The 17782-nt window shown below is 43.2% G+C and carries 18 protein-coding genes; 16 read left to right on the forward strand and 2 right to left on the reverse strand.

The window, feature by feature from the left end:
- Nucleotides 1-6: 6 nt before the first annotated feature.
- Entirely contained in the window at nucleotides 7-927 is a 921-nt protein-coding gene (locus ACYH0O_RS06020; protein ID WP_113970311.1) for an ABC transporter permease, read from the reverse strand.
- A 16-nt stretch (nucleotides 928-943) separates the two neighbouring features.
- Nucleotides 944-1849: an ABC transporter permease gene (locus ACYH0O_RS06025; protein WP_482631600.1), complete on the reverse strand. Its 906-nt coding sequence runs from the start codon at nucleotides 1847-1849 to the stop codon at nucleotides 944-946.
- Between the two features lie 239 nt (nucleotides 1850-2088).
- On the opposite strand from ACYH0O_RS06025, the gene ACYH0O_RS06030 reads away from it, so the two are divergent.
- The 16 genes from ACYH0O_RS06030 (at nucleotide 2089) to ACYH0O_RS06105 (ending at nucleotide 17688) form a co-directional block, all read left to right on the forward strand.
- Nucleotides 2089-3609, forward strand: a complete 1521-nt coding sequence (locus ACYH0O_RS06030) for a glutathione ABC transporter substrate-binding protein (RefSeq protein ID WP_482632507.1) — start codon at nucleotides 2089-2091, stop codon at nucleotides 3607-3609.
- Between the two features lie 66 nt (nucleotides 3610-3675).
- Nucleotides 3676-4920: an amidohydrolase family protein gene (locus ACYH0O_RS06035; RefSeq protein WP_482631601.1), complete on the forward strand. Its 1245-nt coding sequence runs from the start codon at nucleotides 3676-3678 to the stop codon at nucleotides 4918-4920.
- Nucleotides 4921-4938: 18 nt separating this feature from the next.
- On the forward strand, nucleotides 4939-6174 hold the full coding sequence (locus ACYH0O_RS06040; protein WP_482631602.1) for an amidohydrolase: 1236 nt from the start codon (nucleotides 4939-4941) through the stop codon (nucleotides 6172-6174).
- Nucleotides 6171-7106, forward strand: a complete 936-nt coding sequence (locus ACYH0O_RS06045; RefSeq protein ID WP_482631603.1) for a DMT family transporter — start codon at nucleotides 6171-6173, stop codon at nucleotides 7104-7106. The genes ACYH0O_RS06040 and ACYH0O_RS06045 overlap by 4 nt, the downstream gene beginning before the upstream one ends.
- Nucleotides 7107-7308: 202 nt before the next feature.
- Nucleotides 7309-8631 (forward strand): D-serine ammonia-lyase, encoded by a 1323-nt coding sequence (locus ACYH0O_RS06050; RefSeq protein WP_482631604.1) that lies wholly within the window; start codon nucleotides 7309-7311, stop codon nucleotides 8629-8631.
- A gap of 254 nt (nucleotides 8632-8885) precedes the next feature.
- Entirely contained in the window at nucleotides 8886-11213 is a 2328-nt protein-coding gene (gene helD, locus ACYH0O_RS06055; protein WP_482631605.1) for an RNA polymerase recycling motor HelD, read from the forward strand.
- Between the two features lie 207 nt (nucleotides 11214-11420).
- Nucleotides 11421-11633, forward strand: a complete 213-nt coding sequence (locus ACYH0O_RS06060) for a hypothetical protein (RefSeq protein ID WP_482631606.1) — start codon at nucleotides 11421-11423, stop codon at nucleotides 11631-11633.
- A 145-nt stretch (nucleotides 11634-11778) separates the two neighbouring features.
- Nucleotides 11779-12207, forward strand: coding sequence for a flavoprotein (locus ACYH0O_RS06065; protein ID WP_482631607.1), 429 nt, complete (start codon nucleotides 11779-11781; stop codon nucleotides 12205-12207).
- Entirely contained in the window at nucleotides 12188-12811 is a 624-nt protein-coding gene (locus tag ACYH0O_RS06070) for a class I SAM-dependent methyltransferase (protein WP_482631608.1), read from the forward strand. The genes ACYH0O_RS06065 and ACYH0O_RS06070 overlap by 20 nt, the downstream gene beginning before the upstream one ends.
- 562 nt (nucleotides 12812-13373) lie before the next feature.
- A complete protein-coding gene (locus ACYH0O_RS06075) occupies nucleotides 13374-14339 on the forward strand; it encodes a DUF2268 domain-containing putative Zn-dependent protease (protein WP_482631609.1) in 966 nt (321 codons plus the stop codon).
- A 30-nt stretch (nucleotides 14340-14369) separates the two neighbouring features.
- Nucleotides 14370-14606, forward strand: coding sequence for a hypothetical protein (locus ACYH0O_RS06080; protein WP_482631610.1), 237 nt, complete (start codon nucleotides 14370-14372; stop codon nucleotides 14604-14606).
- Nucleotides 14607-14712: 106 nt separating this feature from the next.
- Nucleotides 14713-15180: a DinB family protein gene (locus ACYH0O_RS06085; protein ID WP_482631611.1), complete on the forward strand. Its 468-nt coding sequence runs from the start codon at nucleotides 14713-14715 to the stop codon at nucleotides 15178-15180.
- Between the two features lie 111 nt (nucleotides 15181-15291).
- On the forward strand, nucleotides 15292-15735 hold the full coding sequence (locus tag ACYH0O_RS06090) for a cell wall hydrolase (protein WP_149157337.1): 444 nt from the start codon (nucleotides 15292-15294) through the stop codon (nucleotides 15733-15735).
- Nucleotides 15736-15842: 107 nt separating this feature from the next.
- Nucleotides 15843-16235: a nucleoside 2-deoxyribosyltransferase gene (locus tag ACYH0O_RS06095; protein ID WP_482631612.1), complete on the forward strand. Its 393-nt coding sequence runs from the start codon at nucleotides 15843-15845 to the stop codon at nucleotides 16233-16235.
- A 30-nt stretch (nucleotides 16236-16265) separates the two neighbouring features.
- Entirely contained in the window at nucleotides 16266-16754 is a 489-nt protein-coding gene (locus ACYH0O_RS06100) for a hypothetical protein (RefSeq protein WP_482631613.1), read from the forward strand.
- A gap of 343 nt (nucleotides 16755-17097) precedes the next feature.
- Nucleotides 17098-17688: a kinase gene (locus ACYH0O_RS06105; protein WP_482631614.1), complete on the forward strand. Its 591-nt coding sequence runs from the start codon at nucleotides 17098-17100 to the stop codon at nucleotides 17686-17688.
- The last annotated feature ends 94 nt before the right edge of the window (nucleotides 17689-17782 follow it).

Consider the following 17782-nt stretch of genomic DNA (forward strand, 5'->3'; position numbering starts at 1 on the left):
CCACTCCTAGTTAAGTTCAATTCGTTTGTTAAAGAATCGGTATAAAACGTCTACGAATAGATTGACGATCACGAAGACCAGGGATGCGACCAGTACCCCGCCCTGAACCATCGGGAGGTCCCGGGTACGAATCGAGTCAACGATCATTCGGCCGAGTCCATTGATGGCAAAGACGGATTCGATTAATACCGTCCCTCCGAGCAGTGCCCCAAACTGAAGGCCGACCACTGTTATGACTGGAATCAAAGCATTGCGAAGTGCATGCTTATAGATAATGGCAAAGCTTTTCAAACCCTTTGCCTGAGCAGTCCGGATGTAATCCTGCCTCACGACCTCAAGCATGCTGGAACGGGTCATTCGTGCTACGATGGCTGCTCCTCCGACCCCAAGCGTAAAGGCTGGTAGAATGATGTGCAGCATGCTGTCCCATCCTGCTACAGGTAAAAGCTGAAGTTTTACAGAAAATAAATAGATGGATAATAGACCTAGAAAGAAACTTGGCAGGGAAATTCCTAATAAAGCGACGATCATCACTGAAATATCTGTAGCTGAGTATGGTCTGACTGCGGAAATGATTCCTGCTGTCATTCCAAGGACAATCGTAATGAGAATACTGTAAAAGGCAAGTTCAATCGTGATCGGTAAGCGGGTCATGATTTCCTGGATGACAGGCTGTTGACTCTTCAAAGATTGTCCAAGGTCACCCTGGAAGACATTCATGATGTATTCTCCATATTGAACATACAAGGGGCGGTTTAAGCCGAGCTCTGTCCGTAGTTGGTTGATCGCTTCTTTCGAGGCCCCTTCCCCTGCAAGTATGATAGCGGGGTCTCCGGGAACCATCTGCATGATGAGAAAGACAACCAGGGTCACACCGAATATGACGGGGATGATTTCTATTAATCTTCTGAAAATGTACAATATCATTTCATATTCCTCCTTATTATGATTTCAGTCTCGGATCAAGCGCGTCCCGAAGGCCGTCCCCGAACAAATTAAAGCCGAGTACGAGAATGGAAATCGCCAACCCCGGGAAGAGGGCGATGTAGGGAGCCGTGAATAAAAAGTCCCTTCCGCTGGACAGCATCGTACCCCATTCAGGTGAAGGAGGCTGTGCCCCTAAGCCAAGGAAGGATAATCCCGCTGCTGAAAGGATGGCGGTGGCAAGTCGCAAGGATCCTTGAATGATGATGGGAGATAAAATGTTCGGCAGGATGTGCCTGAAGATGATGATGAAATCATTGGCTCCAAGCGACCGTATGGCATCGATATATTCAAGCTTCTTCGTTTCAAGCGTCGATCCCCGGACAACCCTTGCAAATAAAGGAATGGAGAACACCCCGACGGCAATCATGACATTCACAAGGCTCGGTCCCAGTGCAGAGATGATGGCAAGAGCCAATAGGATTCCAGGGAAAGCAAGCATGACATCCAGTATTCTGCTGATGACGGTATCGATCCAACCTCCGTAAAAACCGGAAATCAACCCCATGATGATGCCAAAGAAAGCACCGAAGCCGACTGCGGCGAAACCGACCCCCATTGAAAGACGGGAGCCGTAGAGGATCCTTGCAAGGATATCCCGCCCTTTATCATCCGTCCCCATCCAATGCTCTGTGCTTGGGGGTTGCAGTTTATTGTCCAGTCGGATTTCATAGGGATCATAAACAGCGAGTAAAGGAGCAAACAGGGCGATCAAAATATAGAAGAGAATGATCCCTCCTCCAACTACAGCTGCCTTGTTTTTCGAAAAGGTGTCCCAGAAGGGTTTGATCCTTTTTTCAAAAAGGCTCGGTTTAGAATCGAGTATGGGTGATTGAAGTTCTTGCACTTTGAGTTCTGTCGACATGACGTTTCCTCCTCATTGAAATGGTTTGTGTAATTCAAAGATAGAGGAAGAGGGATGGAAAGGGAAGGTGATAAGTTTGAATTGTCAAAATAATTAAAAAGTTGGTAAAGATATTGAAAATCATCTGCTGTTTTCTTTTTTATAATGCAGATAGGCACCAACAATACGGAAAAGGGAGAGTGGAGGAATTGAAAGAAAAGAAGAAGTATTTCAGGGGGATCGCAGGATTATTGGTCGTGATGGTCATGCTCATTACCCAGGCGTGTTCGACAAGTAATGTAGAAAGTGAAACCGCAAGCAAACAAGGCGGTGAATCAGAAGGCGGGGTACTGAAGGTCGTCCGATTATCCGATGCAACCAATTTGGATCCTCACTTCATCACAGATATTCCGTCCGCCAATGTACTTTATCAAAAAGTGTACGAGAGTCTTGTGACATTTGATAAAGAAATGAACATAGTTCCGTCACTGGCGAAGAGCTGGGAGCAGCCGGACGATACAACATGGGAATTCACATTAAATGAGGGAATCACGTTCCATGACGGATCTGAATTAAACGCAGAGGCAGTCAAAATAACGTTCGAACGCCTACTGGATCCAAACACAGGATCTCCTCAAAAGGATAAGCTCGGAATGATCAAAGAAATAAACATACTGGATGAATATAAAGTGCAATTCAAGCTGGATGCTCCTTATGCACCTCTATTATCGATTCTTGCAAGTAACGAAGGAAGCATCATGAGTCCGAAAGCTTTGAAAGAAAATCCTGATAGTCTTGCTAAGCATCCGGTCGGTACCGGGCCGTTTGCCTTCAAATCCTGGAAGTCAGGTCAGTCCATCACCCTTGGAAAAAATGAAGAGTATTGGGGTGAACAGCCAAATATTGATGGAATCGAGTTTCAGGTTGTACCAGAGGACGCGACACGATTAGCGATGATTGAAACGGGTGAAGCCCATATCAGTGATCAAGTGCCTGTGACTGAAATCGAACGTATCGAAAGCTCTGACACATTGAATCTGTATCGAACAGAAGGGTTAGCCGTCGAGTATGTCGGATTCAATACACAAAAAGAGCCCTTCGATAATGTAAAGGTAAGACAGGCCATTTCCATGGCAATTGAAAGAGAAGCAATCATTAAAGGTGTCTATAACGGAGTGGGGACGTTAGCAAATGCTGCCATGAGTCCACAAGTATTCGGTCATAGTGAAAACGTGAAACCGTATGAGTATGACCCGAATTCTGCCAAGGAGCTTTTGAAAGAAGCAGGATTTGAAAAAGGTCTCGAATTAACATTGATTACGAGTGACCGTAAAGAAAGGATCAATATGGCAGAAGTCATTCAGTCCCAGCTGAAGGGAATCGGGATCAAAGTCAATATTCAAGTGCTTGAATATGGTGCGTATATTGAAGCCGTAGATACTGGAGAACAAGATATGTTCATCGGAGGATGGGGGAATGCAACCGGTGACGGAGACTACAACCAATACAACTTGTTCCACTCTGCTTCCCACGGTTCACCAGGAAACCATTTCTATTACACCAATGAAAAAGTCGATGATCTCATCGAGCAGGCAAGAAAAGAAGTGGATCCGGAAGTCAGAAAGACATTATATGAAGAAGCGATGACCATTGAAATGGAAGAAGCGGTATACATTCCAATTCGAAATTACGAACATTTAGCAGTATACAACAATGAAGTGAAGGATTTCTGGTTGAGTGCTGCCAACTACTTAATGGTGAATGGCGCAACGATCGAATAAGGATGGTGCGGGTGGTGATGAGCCCATCCGTAATCTTGTAAACACTAAATCTTGGAGGTTGATTCTATGAAAACGATTTGGATGAAAAATGTAAGAATGGAAACCGGTTTTGAGAAAGAGAATGAAGTCGTGATAGGAACTCTTACTAAATATGCCCATGTCAAAATAGAAAATGGAAAGATTACGGCCATCGTGAATGACGAGTCAGCGATTGAAGCTGGGACAGCCGTGATGGATGCAAAGGGGAAGCTGATCCTGCCTTCCTTCTGTGAAATGCACATCCATATAGATAAAACTTACTACAGCGGTCCATGGAAGGCGTGCCGTCCGATCACAAAAGGTATTTTTACAAGAATAGAAGAAGAACAGGAGCTGCTCCCAAAACAGTTGCCATACGCTCAGGATAGGGCGGAAAAGATGATCGAGCTGCTGCTTCAAAATGGTCATACCCACATTCGGACTCATTGCAACATCGAACCGACTTCCGGTTTAAAGCACCTGGAAGTCACCGTTAAAGCATTAGAGAAGTATAAACATCACCTCACTTATGACATTGTGGCGTTTCCTCAGCATGGGCTTCTGCGTAGCAACTCTGTGGAACTGATGCGGGAAGCCATGAAAAATGGTGCGACCCTTGTCGGCGGAGTCGATCCGGCGACAGTGGACCGTCATATCGATCAATCGCTCTATACGACGTTTGACATTGCCACCGAGCATAATGCCGGTGTCGACATTCACCTTCATGACCCGGACACACTTGGGGCTTTCACCTTTGAACGTCTTGCAGATTTTACAAAAGAGGCGAACTTGAAGGGGCGTGTCACGATCAGTCATGCCATTGCACTTGGAGACCTTGATGGGCAATCACTTACAGATATGATGGCCATCCTGAAAGATCAAGAGATTGATATTACCACGACCATTCCGATTAACCGTCCAACCATTCCGGTTCCAACTCTGGATCAGTATGGTATACAGGTATCCGTCGGACATGACAGCTTAACCGATCATTGGTCACCTTTTGGAACAGGGGATACGATCGAGAAGCTGAATATCCTTGCTGAACGATTCCGACTGATCGATGAGTACTCCATCAACCGTACTTGGAAATATGCATCCGGCGGGATCACGCCGTTGGATGATGCAGGGAAGCAGGTTTGGCCTCAAGTCGGGGACGCAGCAGACTTTGTCCTGGTAGAAGCAAGCTGCTCAGCGGAAGCAGTGGCAAGAAGAGCAAAAATTGATTCTGTTTATAAAAACGGAGAAAAAGTGACGCTGCCTCAATCTGAATCCGTACTGATCAATAAATAATAGAAGGGAGACATTTCGATGATCTGGCTGAAAAATGTGAAGCTTGAAGTAGGAAATATGGAAAATGAAGGAATGACGGAAACGAAAACAGAGCTTTTTCATCTCGGTGTTAAGGAAGGGAAAATCGTTCAACAGCTGTCTCATACACAGTCCATACCCGAGACTGCTGATGTGGTCTATGATGTGAAAGGTAACTTGGCCATTCCAACTTTTAAAGAAATGCATAACCATTTGGATAAAACGTATCTAACCCTTGGATGGAAAGCAACGAAGCCTGTTAATAATCTGAAAGAACGACTGCAATTTGAAGCAGAGGAGCTGACAGAACTCGCACCAACGACGAAACAAAGAGCAATACGGATGATCGACGAAATCCTTTCAAACGGTTCAACTCATATTCGCACTCACGTAAACATTGACCCATACATTGGATTGAAGAACCTCGAGGGTGTCATCGAGGCATTGGACGAGTATAAACATGCAGTCACTGCAGATATCATTGCCTTCCCTCAGCATGGATTATTAAGAGATTCCGTGCCGACATTGATGAGAGAAGCGATGCGAAATGGAGCCACCATGGTAGGAGGCCTCGATCCTGCAGGAATCGATCGCTCAATTGAAAAGTCACTCTATGAAACGATGAATATCGCAACGGAGTTTAATGCGGATGTAGACATCCATCTACACGATAGCGGGCATGTGGGAACCTACACGATCGATAAGTGGATCGATCTGGTGGAAGAGTCGAATTGGCAGAAACGGACAGCCATCAGCCATGCCTTCTGTATCGGAGAGGTGCCTGAAATGAAACAAATTGAATTGGCAGAGCGTTTGAGGGAAAATGGTGTTTCGATCATGTCGACCATCCCTTTGACAAAATCTCTTCCGCCAATACAGCTCCTGGATGATCATGGCGTGGAGGTATATCTTGGGTGTGATGGATTCTACGACTCCTGGAGTCCACTGGGTCACGGTGACGTGTTAGAGAAAGTGTATAAATACGGACAGGTGACAAGAAGGAGCGATGAAGTATCCTTAAGAGACAGCCTGAAGTGGATAACTGGAGGAACAACAGCATTGACGAAGACAGGTGAATACAAGTGGCCGAAAGTGGAAGATGATGCAAGCTTTATCTTCGTTGACGCCGCTTCGTCAGCAGAGGTCGTTGCCAGAAGACCGAAACGACTGGCCGTGATGAACAAAGGAAAAGTGGTATATGGGTCTCTCTGGAGTACCCATGAGCTGGTGAAATGACAGAAAAGCTAAATGGAAAGCCCGTGTATCTCTACATGGGCCTCCTTTTTTGTGTGATATGCTGGGGAAGCAATTTTATATTCGGTGCGATATTAGTGCAATATTTCAAGCCGATGGAAATCGCTTTTTTAAGGCTTATTTTTATAACTTTGTTCCTGCTTATGGTGTTCTTCAAGCCAATTAAACAATTTCGTACGTTGAAATCCATGATCGTCCCACTGCTCTTCATCGGTTTTATTGGCGTAACCTTGAATCACTGGAGCTTCTATGCCAGCTTGACCACGGCATCACCCGTAACGGCTGCCTTGATCCTGGCTACAGCCCCCATTTGTACATCCCTTATCAATTCGGTTGTATTTAAGGAACGCAAAAGCCCGTTTTTCTGGATGTGGAGCCTGCTCAGCTTTTTCGGTGTGCTTCTGGTCATCATGAAGAAAGGCTCCATCGTGATCGGTATGGGAGAAGGATATATCTTTCTCACGATGCTTACATTTTCCGTCTTCATGGTCCTTGTGGAACGATATGCAAGGCATCTTTCTTCTATTCTATTGACCTTTTATTCGACCATGGTGGGGTTGATCTTGATGAGCGTATTTTTGCCATTCTCAGATGTCTCCGTATTGAGCGCCGTTCCGTTCAACATTTGGATGCTGCTTTTTTTTACAGCGATCATCATGCATGGTATATGCCCGCTTATTTGGAATCATTGTATATCAAAGGTTGGATCGACCAATACGTCACTCCTATTGAACATTGAACCATTTGTGGCAATGGTGGTGGGATATATTGTGTTGAAGGAGTCGGTAAGCGGGATGCAAATGATCGGGGCAATGATTATCTTATTGAGCGTCACAATGGCTCTCCATTCTAATCGAAGAACACAATGGGGGAAGGGGAGAGGAACCTTGTCACGACAAACACAAATACAATAGGATGAATTCTTATCGGACGAGGGGGGCAGTCTCCTCGTCCTCCAAATTTCTACAACTATTTCCCCGGAAATTGATAAAAAATCATAGAATTCTACAAACAGTGTCATACGGATCCATCTTCCCCTTCAAAAGATAGTCAACATTAAACTTCTAAAGGCACTAAAACTTCTGTAAAATGATACGTAAATCGAGGGGGAGATAAATGATGGAACTTACATACGGATTAAAACCTGCTTTACTTTCCGATCTAAAATCACTGAAAGAGACCTTTTGGTCAAACTCATCACTAATATCCTACGGCCATTCTGCAAAAAACACTGTAGATGGAACTGATATCTACGACGCAGAAAAGAGGCTTCTGCGATTTGCCCCATACATAAAACAAGCTTTTCCCGAAACAGAAGAGAAGAATGGAATCATTGAGTCACCTATCCAAAGGCTCTCGGTTATGCAGCAAGAACTGGAAAAGTATTATCAAACCACTATACTTGGAAAGTTACTAGTGAAATGTGATAATGAGCTGCCCATTGCCGGTTCCATTAAGGCAAGGGGAGGCATATACGAAGTACTGAAACTTGCAGAAACACTCTTGCTTGACCACGATATGATCCAATTGACGGATGACTATTCCTTGTTAGCCGATCGCTCGTTTAAGGAGTTCTTTTCACAATATTCCATTGCGGTAGGATCGACGGGAAACTTAGCCTTGAGTATAGGAACCATAGGTGCAGCTCTTGGTTTCAATGTGACGGTTCATATGTCACGTGAAGCGAAAGAGTGGAAAAAGGCGCTTCTCAGAGAAAAAGGAGTAACGGTGATCGAGCATCAGAACGATTTTTCCTATGCCGTTGAAGAAGGAAGAAAGCAATGTGTGAAGGACTCGAATTGTTTTTTCATAGATGATGAAAATTCGAAGGATCTCTTCATGGGCTATGCAGTCGCTGCACTGCGATTGCGAAAGCAGTTTGAAGAAAAGGGGATTACGGTCGACAGGGATCATCCATTGATCGTATATTTGCCATGCGGCGTTGGAGGTGGACCTGGAGGGGTGACTTACGGTTTGAAGCATGTATTTGGCGATCATGTTCATTGTTACTTTGCCGAACCAACCAATTCTCCATGTATGCTTCTTGGGCTATCGACTGGAAAACACGAAAATATTTCTGTCCAGGATATAGGATTAAGCAACCGGACAGAAGCCGATGGACTGGCAGTCGGGCGCCCTTCAGCATTAGCGGGAAGGATGGTGCAGAAACTGGTGAACGGCGTGTATACAGTGAATGATGAAAACTTATTTAAAATGCTGGCTCTTTTACACAAATCAGAGTCCATTTCCTTGGAGCCTTCAGCACTTGCGGGGATGTTGGGTCCAACTTCCCCACAGATACGAAAGCATCTTGAATCACTTTCACTAACTAATAATCAATTAAATCAAGCGACTCATCTAGTGTGGGCGACAGGCGGGAACTTGGTGCCTGCTTCGATTATGGAAAGGTATGTTGCTAAGGGGAAGGGTTTCCTATAATGCAGAGGGACGGACCTTGTGCTTTCAAATGAAGGCATGAGGTCCGTCCCTCTTTTCCTCACAAAAAAACTGCCAAACGATAATTAATTGTTTGGCAGTTTTCATATTTATGTTGATTAGAATTGATATTTATGATAAATTAGAACAGAAACGCTTAAATCGAGTAAATTAAAACATATTACCTCAATATTAATTATATAACATAATTTACTCTTTCGTCAACCCTCAATTTTTTTTGGAAAAGGAGTGCTTGGATGAATCTTGAAATTCGGCAGGAGCAGAAACGTGTGGACCGTGTCATTGAGACAATTGTGGAGCAAATCGGACGTCTGGAGGATGAAACCGGACGACGCCAAGAGGAAGTGGTGGAGATCCGCAAACACTTCTGGGATGAGGTCAAGGTGAATACGGATACGTTTGATGATTTTCTGGAAACCGTCCTCAGTTTGAGGCAACAGGCACAAGTGTTAACCGTCAGTCAAAGCACTCACAGACAGGCAGTCAAAAAGTTATCCGCTCTACAGCGCATGAAGGGCAAGCCTTATTTCGGACGTATTGATTTTACCGAAGAGGGAGAATCGGCTCCGGATAAGGTCTATATCGGTATTGCCACCTTGACGGATCAAAGTGGGGAGGATTTCCTGATTTATGATTGGCGCGCTCCGATTTCGAGCGTTTACTATGATTATCCGCCTGGTCCCGCAGAATACATCACACCAGGTGGCGTAATCGGAGGGAGGTTGGAGAAAAAATGGCAGTACCTCATCAGGGACGGCGTCATCGACTCCATGTTCGATACCAGCCTGACGATTGGGGATGAAATTTTGCAGGAGGTGCTTGGGAAGCGGACCGATACCCATATGCACAGCATCGTGGCGACTATCCAGCAGAAGCAGAATCAGATCATCAGGCACGATCACGGCAGGCTCCTCATTGTTCAAGGTGCAGCGGGCAGCGGTAAAACATCGGCAGCCCTTCAGCGGATTGCGTATTTACTTTATAAATATCGAGGCAGTCTTAAAGCGGATCAAATTATTCTGTTCTCCCCGAACGCCATGTTCAACAGCTACGTATCGAACGTATTGCCTGAGCTTGGTGAAGAAAATATGGAGCAGGTGACTTTTCAGGAATATTTGGACCATCGTTTGAGTGAGGAGTTCGAATTGGAGGGACCATATAGTCAATTGGAATACGTCCTGACTGAAACGAATGCCCCATCGTACCGGACCAGGACGGCAAGTATTTCCTTCAAGGCATCGACGGATTTCTTTGACATCATTAAATTATACAGAACGTCCCTGGAGGAATCCGGGATGCGATTCAAAGGAATTAAGTTTCGGGGAAAGCCGGTCGTCACAGCGAATCAAATCAAGGAACGCTTTTATACCAGTGATACGTCACTGCTTTTTCATAACAGGCTGGAGAAATTGACCGAGTGGATCAATAAACAGATTGATGAAGCAGAGAAGAGTGAACGGAGCAAGCCTTGGGTCGAAGAAGAAATCGAACTGATGAGCAATGAGGATTATCATAAAGCGCATCAGCACCTGCAGAAGAAAAACCCTTCGAATGATTATGAAATCGAGTATGAGGCTCTGGCACGATTGATTGTTCGCAGGAGATTCAAGAGACTGCGCAAAGCGATCGAGAGATTTCAATATGTGGACGTGAAGGGAATGTATCATCAGCTTTTTGCCGATCCGACGAACATCTCCACATTATGGATTGGGGAGATCCCTGAAGAGTGGAAGGATATTTGCCGTTCGACAGTGAACATGCTCGAGGAAGGGGAATTGTTCTACGAGGATGCGACTCCTTTTTTATTGTTAAAAGAGCTGATTCTCGGCTTTCAGACCAATACGTCGATTAAGCATGTGCTCATCGACGAAGCTCAGGACTACTCACCTCTTCAATTCGAATTCATCAAGCGTCTGTTTCCTGCAGCCAAAATGACCGTGCTTGGCGACTTTAATCAGGCCATCTTTGCCCATGCACGTGAGCACGTGGATTTCAGCACACTGACTGGACTCTACGGACAGGATGAAACCAACGTAATCAACCTGAATCAGAGCTACCGGTCCACTAAGCCGATCATCGAGTTCACACGCCGGCTTGTGCCTAGTGGAGATAAGATATCCCCATTTGACCGGGACGGGGAAAAACCTGTGCTCACCAAGGTCTCTGATCATGATGAACTTCATGGGCGCATTGCAGCGAAAATAGAAGAATGGCGGGGCCGGGACTATCATTCCATAGCCGTCATATGTAAATCTGCGAGAGAAAGTGAAGCCGCATACGCCTCCTTAAGTGGTGTGGAAGGCATCAAGCTCATGAAAAGCGCCTCCCTTGAATACGAACAGGGTGTGATCGTCATCCCGGCTTACTTAGCAAAAGGAATCGAATTTGACGCCGTCATCCTTTATGACGCATCCGCCCACTCGTATGGTGACGAAAGCCTCAGCCGCTTATTCTACACAGCCTGCACAAGAGCCATGCATGAACTGCAGCTATTCAGCGTTGGCGATCCGAGTCCATTTTTTGAACATATAGAAGCAGACCTCTATAGTAGTGAACCGTCTTAAATTGTTAACACAAAGGGACGGACCTTGTACTTCAAATCAGAAGTACAAGGTCCGTCCCTCTTTTTTATACAACGTTTCATATTGCTCACCTGATCTCATTATTAAGCTGAAGTTTTTTAAAAAAAGTGATTGAGTCAGGAGAAGTATTTTGAAATAATTGGAATAAAAGGAATTGTATAGTGTGATTTTTAATGAGGGGGAGTCTGAGTGAAAGAAAATATGAAACTGGCATGGATTGCTTCCTGGTTTTCACTAGTTGGTCAACTGGCATTTTTCATCTGTGTGGCGCTGTTCACAGGGGATTGGCGCTATGTCATGTGGAGTTTTATGGTCAGTATGGCAGCTGGAGTTCCAAGCATGATACGTACCTGGCTGGCGCAGAAAAAAATAAACGATCAAAAAGCGAGTTCCGTCCGATAAATACGGCTTCTGTGTTATTTAGGATCAAATGTGTTACTCAGGAGCAGGAGGGCAGGAGTGTTGAAGGTATTGGGAAATCGAATCAGATTTTAGTTTACTTTAGATAAGACTGATAATTGATCATGTCATTTTAGGAGGGGATTTTATGAGCGGACATACGTTCAGACCGTTTCTTGATGCATTTTTGGCAGCCTGGAAACGTTCATCTTTAATGGAGCTGGAACATTTCATTTCAAAGGATTATCAAGCAAGAGAAGTAACGGGAGGAGAAATCGCAGACTTTGGATATGAAGAATCGATTGATGGATGGAGGCAAGGGTTTCATTTCGTGAAGGCCAACGATGCAAAGTGGGATGTAAATGAAATGTCCATCATTCCGTTAAGGGAAGATGAAATCATGGTCATCCTATCTGCAACCATTCATATCCATGGAAAATCAATGGAGACCGCAAATCTCTTTTTTAATACATTCAAGAAGAACAATCATAACGAGTGGAAGCTGGTAAGAAGCTACATAGAGGCAGGGGTTTCTATCGAGAAACTTGAGGTGCAACATGAACAACCGTTGGAATGAATGGATATATAAACTCTGGTCTCCCTTATATGATACGTTTTTTAATTCAGGTGAATTTCGTAAAGCCCGGCAAAAGGTATTTCAAGGAGAGACGTATCATGAAAATCAACGAATCTTATTTGTTGGCGTAGGCACAGGGGCTGATCTGGAATGGATCCATCATCAGACACTGAACATTACCGCGATCGACTATTCGAATGAAATGCTTGAAAAAGCTAGAAGGAAATTTCGGGCCTCCCGGATACAATTTCTGAAAATGGATGCACAGAAGATGAGCTTTCACGATCATCAATTCGATGTAGTAATTGGGAGTCTTATTCTATCCGTTGTACCAGATGCAGATCAGTGTCTCAAGGAAATGATCAGGGTGTTGAAGAAAGATGGTGAGTTGATCCTCTTCGATAAGTTTATCCCTGAAGGAAGAGGGCTTTCTCCTATTAAAAAAGTTCTCAGACCGCTGATCAGATTAGCAGGTACCGATATTGGTCTAAGCTTCGAGGCACTAGTTGAAAAATATAAAGGAACGATATCTGTGCAAGAGGACATGCCATTGATGTTCAATGGCATGTACAGAAAGATTGTGATTATAAAGCGTCATCCATGAATGATACTTTATGATAGGTATTCACTAAAACTTTCTATCTCGTATCATTCACATTATCGATGTACTTCCTGGGGGTACTCGTCTAAAAAGGGTTGTTGTCCGGAAAGTCACATTTACTACTATTCGGCCAACCACTTTTTTATGAAATTCCAATGATTCCGTCCTGACCACAGAAACCTTAAAAATTTTTATCCTTCTCTGATTGAAAAAGAGGATCGTAGCTACAATAAGCACCAAGATAATGGGCATCGGTATGATGACAATTAACGCAACTCCAGAGTCTCCAAAGATGGGAATTCCTCCTCTCAGGTAATTGATCATAGCTTCTCTTTTCCCTTTTATTTTATTGCTAAAACTTTATGGAACACACTAAAATACAACGAGGGACGGACCTTGATCGAATAGAAAGAATACTAGACAAGATGCTCAATTATTAAAATAGAATGTTCCCATCAGATTCATGCTTTATTAATGAAAGAATGAAACTTTTCCTGAAAAAAAATACGTATAGAAATAATAAAATGGAATTTTATACCTAATTTGTAATGAAGGAGCGAGAAGAATGAAACCATTAGGAAAAACACTACTCATACCCTTGATATCTTTGTTATTCATAAGCTGTTCAAAAGATCAACCAGTGCATCAGAAGGTACAGGGAGCTCCGATTACATTCACACAAAATGAGCAGGAGTTCGAGATTATTTACATGTATGATGAAATGAAGGAATACATTAACAGCGTCCGGGAGAAATCTGGAAGCAGCAATGAGGCGGTGTATATTGACCAGGTTTTTGTACCATTCAAAGAGCTGTCCGATATGGAAAGCTTCAGCTTAGCTTATCCTTTTGAGCCCACGTATGAATTGGACAAGTTAGAGGAATCGATCGCTGACTTGATCCGGGATAAAGATTCCACCGATCAGATTATCAAGGAAGCCTTACTCAAATCAGCAGAGAAGCTTCCGGGGGACAATAAGAAAATTTTTGTCTTACCGGCAAATCCTGAAGATACGCTCGCTGTGGAAGAAATGGGTGGTGTCGAAGGAATCGTCTTGGCCGAGGATGTGATTGTGTTGAAACTTTTGCCCTCATTCGATAAAGGCATGTTAAAGTATTTGGTTGCCCACGAATATAACCATGCCATTGAGGGAGAAAGCAATGATGGCATGATGCACACTATATTGGGTGCGGTTGTGATGGAAGGGAAAGCAGATGTGTTTGCAAGTATTCTTTACCCACAAATCGATGTCCCCTGGAAAGACCCGATGAATACAGAAACAAAAGAAAAAGTAGTGAAAGAATTAATGGAAATCGGGGATTCAAGTGATCCAAGACTTCACTTAGGTCTCAGAAGCGGTAATCCTTCAAAAGGTATCCCACAATGGGCCAACTATAAAATCGGATTTGAAATCGTTCAGAGCTATATAGAGAACCATCCTGAAGTATCAGTTGGGAAGTGGACAAGCATGCATGAGCAGGAAATCATTGCTGGAAGTGAGTATGCGGTAATTACAGCGTACAAAGAATAATAAGATGATACAACCAATGGAGGATAAACAATGGACAATACCGACAAAAGAAACCGTTTAGATGAAGCTCCTTTTCAGTATCGGGTCAATAAAGATCAATCTGTTTTTATCGAACATGAAGGGAAGCGGGTGAAAATTTTAAAAGGGAGGGAAGCAGAAAAATTTATTAAAAACATGAACGCGGCTGAAAATGACAAAGCCGTCCAACTTGTCATGGCAAAGATAACAGGTAATTTCAAAAGGGGAAATGAACGGAAGAAGAGGTGAGTGTCAAGCACTCATTCAACAAAGGCAGAGATGGCATCAGCATCCACCTTGAACAGTGTACACATTACAAATGCTTACCTTAGAAGAATATATGCAGGAGGTTAAGATGAATCCCTATTGTAAATCAGCATTACATCAAATACAGGTTTGTATCGAAACCCTTGTGAAAATGGTCAACCAATTGGAAGAGAAAGACCTGCATGAAAGACCTGCCCCAGACAAGCATTCCGTAGGAGAACTTTTAGAACATATTGCACTAATTTGTGAAGCAGATTGGCGCATATCCAATGAAGCTTCTCAAGACGATATGGAAGCTTTTTATTCATCGGTTTCATATAAAGATTTACAATCGATACGAGAAGCTTTGCCGGAACATTTCGAATCACTTTGTTCTAACTATATGAACTTATCAGAAGAAGCTCTTCTCACTGAAACAACCTCCCATTGGGGTGTGACGTACACAAGATATGAATGGCTTTTACAAATTGTAGCTCATATGTATCATCATAGGGGCCAACTACATACTATGCTGGTCCATTGTGGCAGGGATCCAGGGCTTTTTATGTTTGAATAGTGGGAAGGCAGTCAAGCAGTTCTATCGTACTTAACAATCTAACCGCTTCTATTTTATAAATAATGACATCAATGTGGGCTTTTTTCATAAAATATCACTGAGGTGAAAAAAATGCCAAGAGTCAAATACACAGATGCAGACGTTGCCTTAATGGCGAGGATGATGCGAGCTGAAGCCGAGGGTGAAGGAAAACAAGGGATGTTGTATGTCGGAAACGTCATCGTGAACCGTGCGAAAGCGGATTGTTTAGACTTTAAAGAAGTGAGAAGTATCCGACAAGTCATATTTCACGTACAGGGAGGAAACTATTCCTTTGAAGCTGTTCAAAAAGGGAATCTCTTTTATAACAGAGCGAGATCGGTTGAAAAAAGATTAGCCAAAAAGAATTTGGATTTTTGGGCCCAGCACCCGGCGAAATATGCTCTCTGGTATTTCAACCCCTACGCCCCATGTCCTCCAACATGGTACAATCAACCTTTTTCCGGTCAATTTAAGAATCATTGTTATTATGAACCGGCAGCCGGATCTTGTGAAAGTGTTTATATCGGTGGTTAATTTTCCAGTAAGTAAGATAAAAGGGAGCCTCCTGGCGGGTGCTCCCCTTTTTAATTAAGAGTTTATGGTAAAATAAGGTTATGTTTTCAATAAGAAAGGAGCATCACATGAACTTTTATGTTGCATCAAGCTTTCATAACATTAAGCAAGTACGTGATGTCAGTGAACGTTTGAAAAGAAAAGGATATATCCATACATATGACTGGACTCAAAATAGCAGAGCCTCGACCGTTGAGGAGCTGAAAAAGATTGGTGAAAATGAAAAACAGGCCATCATCGACTCCGATGTGATCCTCGTTTTATTGCCGGGTGGAAAAGGAAGTCATGTTGAACTAGGGATAGCTCTTGGACTTAATAAACGAGTCATCTTATATTCCCCTCATAACGAATTAAGTGACTTTGCACTGACAACGACATTCTATCATTTGCGGGAAGTTGAAGTATGTACCGGAACCATTGAGGAATTAGTGGACTATGTGACTGCAGGAAACGTTATATGAAAAGAGTACTCCTAGCATTTTTATTTACTAGTGGGTTATCCCGTCATCGGGTGTTCGAATCAAGAAGCGCACACCAACTATACTTCTCCTTCCCGGCAAGAAGTGGACGACTTTATCAGCGAACATAACATCCATCCCTTGATCGTCGAAGAAACAGAGGACGCAACCATCATATTACTTCAAAATGGAATCTATTATCTTTCCACCAACGAGAATGATAAGTTGATAGAAGACAATGTCGGATGGAGTGGGAATGACGACCAAAAAGTGAACATCGGAATGAGCAATACCGGAATGCCCCATGCCCATGTGATCATAAACGATGAGCGCCTCCTCGATGAAGCAAAGGAAGTGAAAGTTGAGTTTCATGACGGCACAACGGTCATTCAGCCATTAGACGGTAAACGAGGAATGATCTTGTTTTATGATAAAAACAAAAGGGATCTCACCATCGACAACGAACTTCACCTATCGATCTACAATCAAGACCGCACAGTGATATATGAAGACAGCTTTTAATAATAGAGGGACGGACCTTGAACCCAACAAAGAATATTCGACAAGATGTTCATATTTTAAAAAAAGTGGAACATAAACATTGAAAACCGGTTCATAAATCCTGATTCAGGTTCATAAATCTCGAATTCGGACCGAAAAGTTGTTAACCTGGATCATAACTGTACTCAAACTACCTCCAGGCTTCTTTCCGCACACTCATCCATCCCTCTAAGTCCACTTTTTTTGTTAAAAGAGGACATTTCATGCATAAAACTTGGAGTTATTATGAGAGAAGGAAGAAATATCGAAGCCATTGATGCGATATTGCATAGTGACCGATTCTATTAAAAACAGGGAGAACATAATGAAAACCCAATTTGATATAAAGGAACTCCTGGCTACCATTCAATCTAATGACAGAACCATTTTAGGAATAGACGGCTTAAGCCGTTCCGGAAAAACAACGTTCGTGGAACAACTGAGAGAAAGTTTGAAAAGAGAGAAGATCGATCACCATATCTTTCATATCGATGACCACATCGTTGAACGCAACCAACGATATCATACTGGATTTGAAGAGTGGTATGAATATTTTCACCTGCAATGGGACGTTCATTGGTTAAGAGAAAATTTTTTTAGAAAGCTGAAACAGGACAAAGAAATCAATCTTCCGTTTTATGATCCACATACGGATACCCGTGACTGTAGAACGATTACGCTTCCACAGTCAGGTCTCATCATCGTGGAAGGTGTCTTTCTCCAAAGAAAGGAATGGGCAGATCTCTATCACCACCTCATCTTTTTGGATTGTCCCCGGGAAAAGAGATTTATGCGGGAAGCAGAGACTGCTAAACAGAAACGGGACAAGTTTGAGAATAGATATTGGAAGGCGGAAGATTATTATTTGAATACCTTTCATCCATGGGAAAGTGCTGATATTGTTTTGAAGACTTGATAACGATAGGATAGCTTAACCAAGCTTTCCTATCATGAAAAGCTGTCCCTTGTACCTTATAAAAATAAAACCGGGAACCAGTATCATGATTTTC

The sequence above is a fragment of the Rossellomorea sp. H136 genome, from assembly GCF_056838065.1.

Coding starts and splice junctions, on each gene's coding strand:
- ACYH0O_RS06090 (WP_149157337.1), top strand. CDS start 15,292: ATGCCAAGAGTCAAATACACAGATGCAGACGTTGCCTTAATGGCGAGG.
- ACYH0O_RS06040 (WP_482631602.1), top strand. CDS start 4,939: ATGATCTGGCTGAAAAATGTGAAGCTTGAAGTAGGAAATATGGAAAAT.
- ACYH0O_RS06095 (WP_482631612.1), top strand. CDS start 15,843: ATGAACTTTTATGTTGCATCAAGCTTTCATAACATTAAGCAAGTACGT.
- ACYH0O_RS06050 (WP_482631604.1), top strand. CDS start 7,309: ATGATGGAACTTACATACGGATTAAAACCTGCTTTACTTTCCGATCTA.
- ACYH0O_RS06065 (WP_482631607.1), top strand. CDS start 11,779: ATGAGCGGACATACGTTCAGACCGTTTCTTGATGCATTTTTGGCAGCC.
- ACYH0O_RS06105 (WP_482631614.1), top strand. CDS start 17,098: ATGAAAACCCAATTTGATATAAAGGAACTCCTGGCTACCATTCAATCT.
- ACYH0O_RS06035 (WP_482631601.1), top strand. CDS start 3,676: ATGAAAACGATTTGGATGAAAAATGTAAGAATGGAAACCGGTTTTGAG.
- ACYH0O_RS06085 (WP_482631611.1), top strand. CDS start 14,713: ATGAATCCCTATTGTAAATCAGCATTACATCAAATACAGGTTTGTATC.
- ACYH0O_RS06045 (WP_482631603.1), top strand. CDS start 6,171: ATGACAGAAAAGCTAAATGGAAAGCCCGTGTATCTCTACATGGGCCTC.
- ACYH0O_RS06025 (WP_482631600.1), bottom strand. CDS start 1,849: ATGTCGACAGAACTCAAAGTGCAAGAACTTCAATCACCCATACTCGAT.
- ACYH0O_RS06020 (WP_113970311.1), bottom strand. CDS start 927: ATGATATTGTACATTTTCAGAAGATTAATAGAAATCATCCCCGTCATA.
- ACYH0O_RS06030 (WP_482632507.1), top strand. CDS start 2,089: ATGGTCATGCTCATTACCCAGGCGTGTTCGACAAGTAATGTAGAAAGT.
- ACYH0O_RS06070 (WP_482631608.1), top strand. CDS start 12,188: ATGAACAACCGTTGGAATGAATGGATATATAAACTCTGGTCTCCCTTA.
- ACYH0O_RS06080 (WP_482631610.1), top strand. CDS start 14,370: ATGGACAATACCGACAAAAGAAACCGTTTAGATGAAGCTCCTTTTCAG.
- helD (WP_482631605.1), top strand. CDS start 8,886: ATGAATCTTGAAATTCGGCAGGAGCAGAAACGTGTGGACCGTGTCATT.
- ACYH0O_RS06075 (WP_482631609.1), top strand. CDS start 13,374: ATGAAACCATTAGGAAAAACACTACTCATACCCTTGATATCTTTGTTA.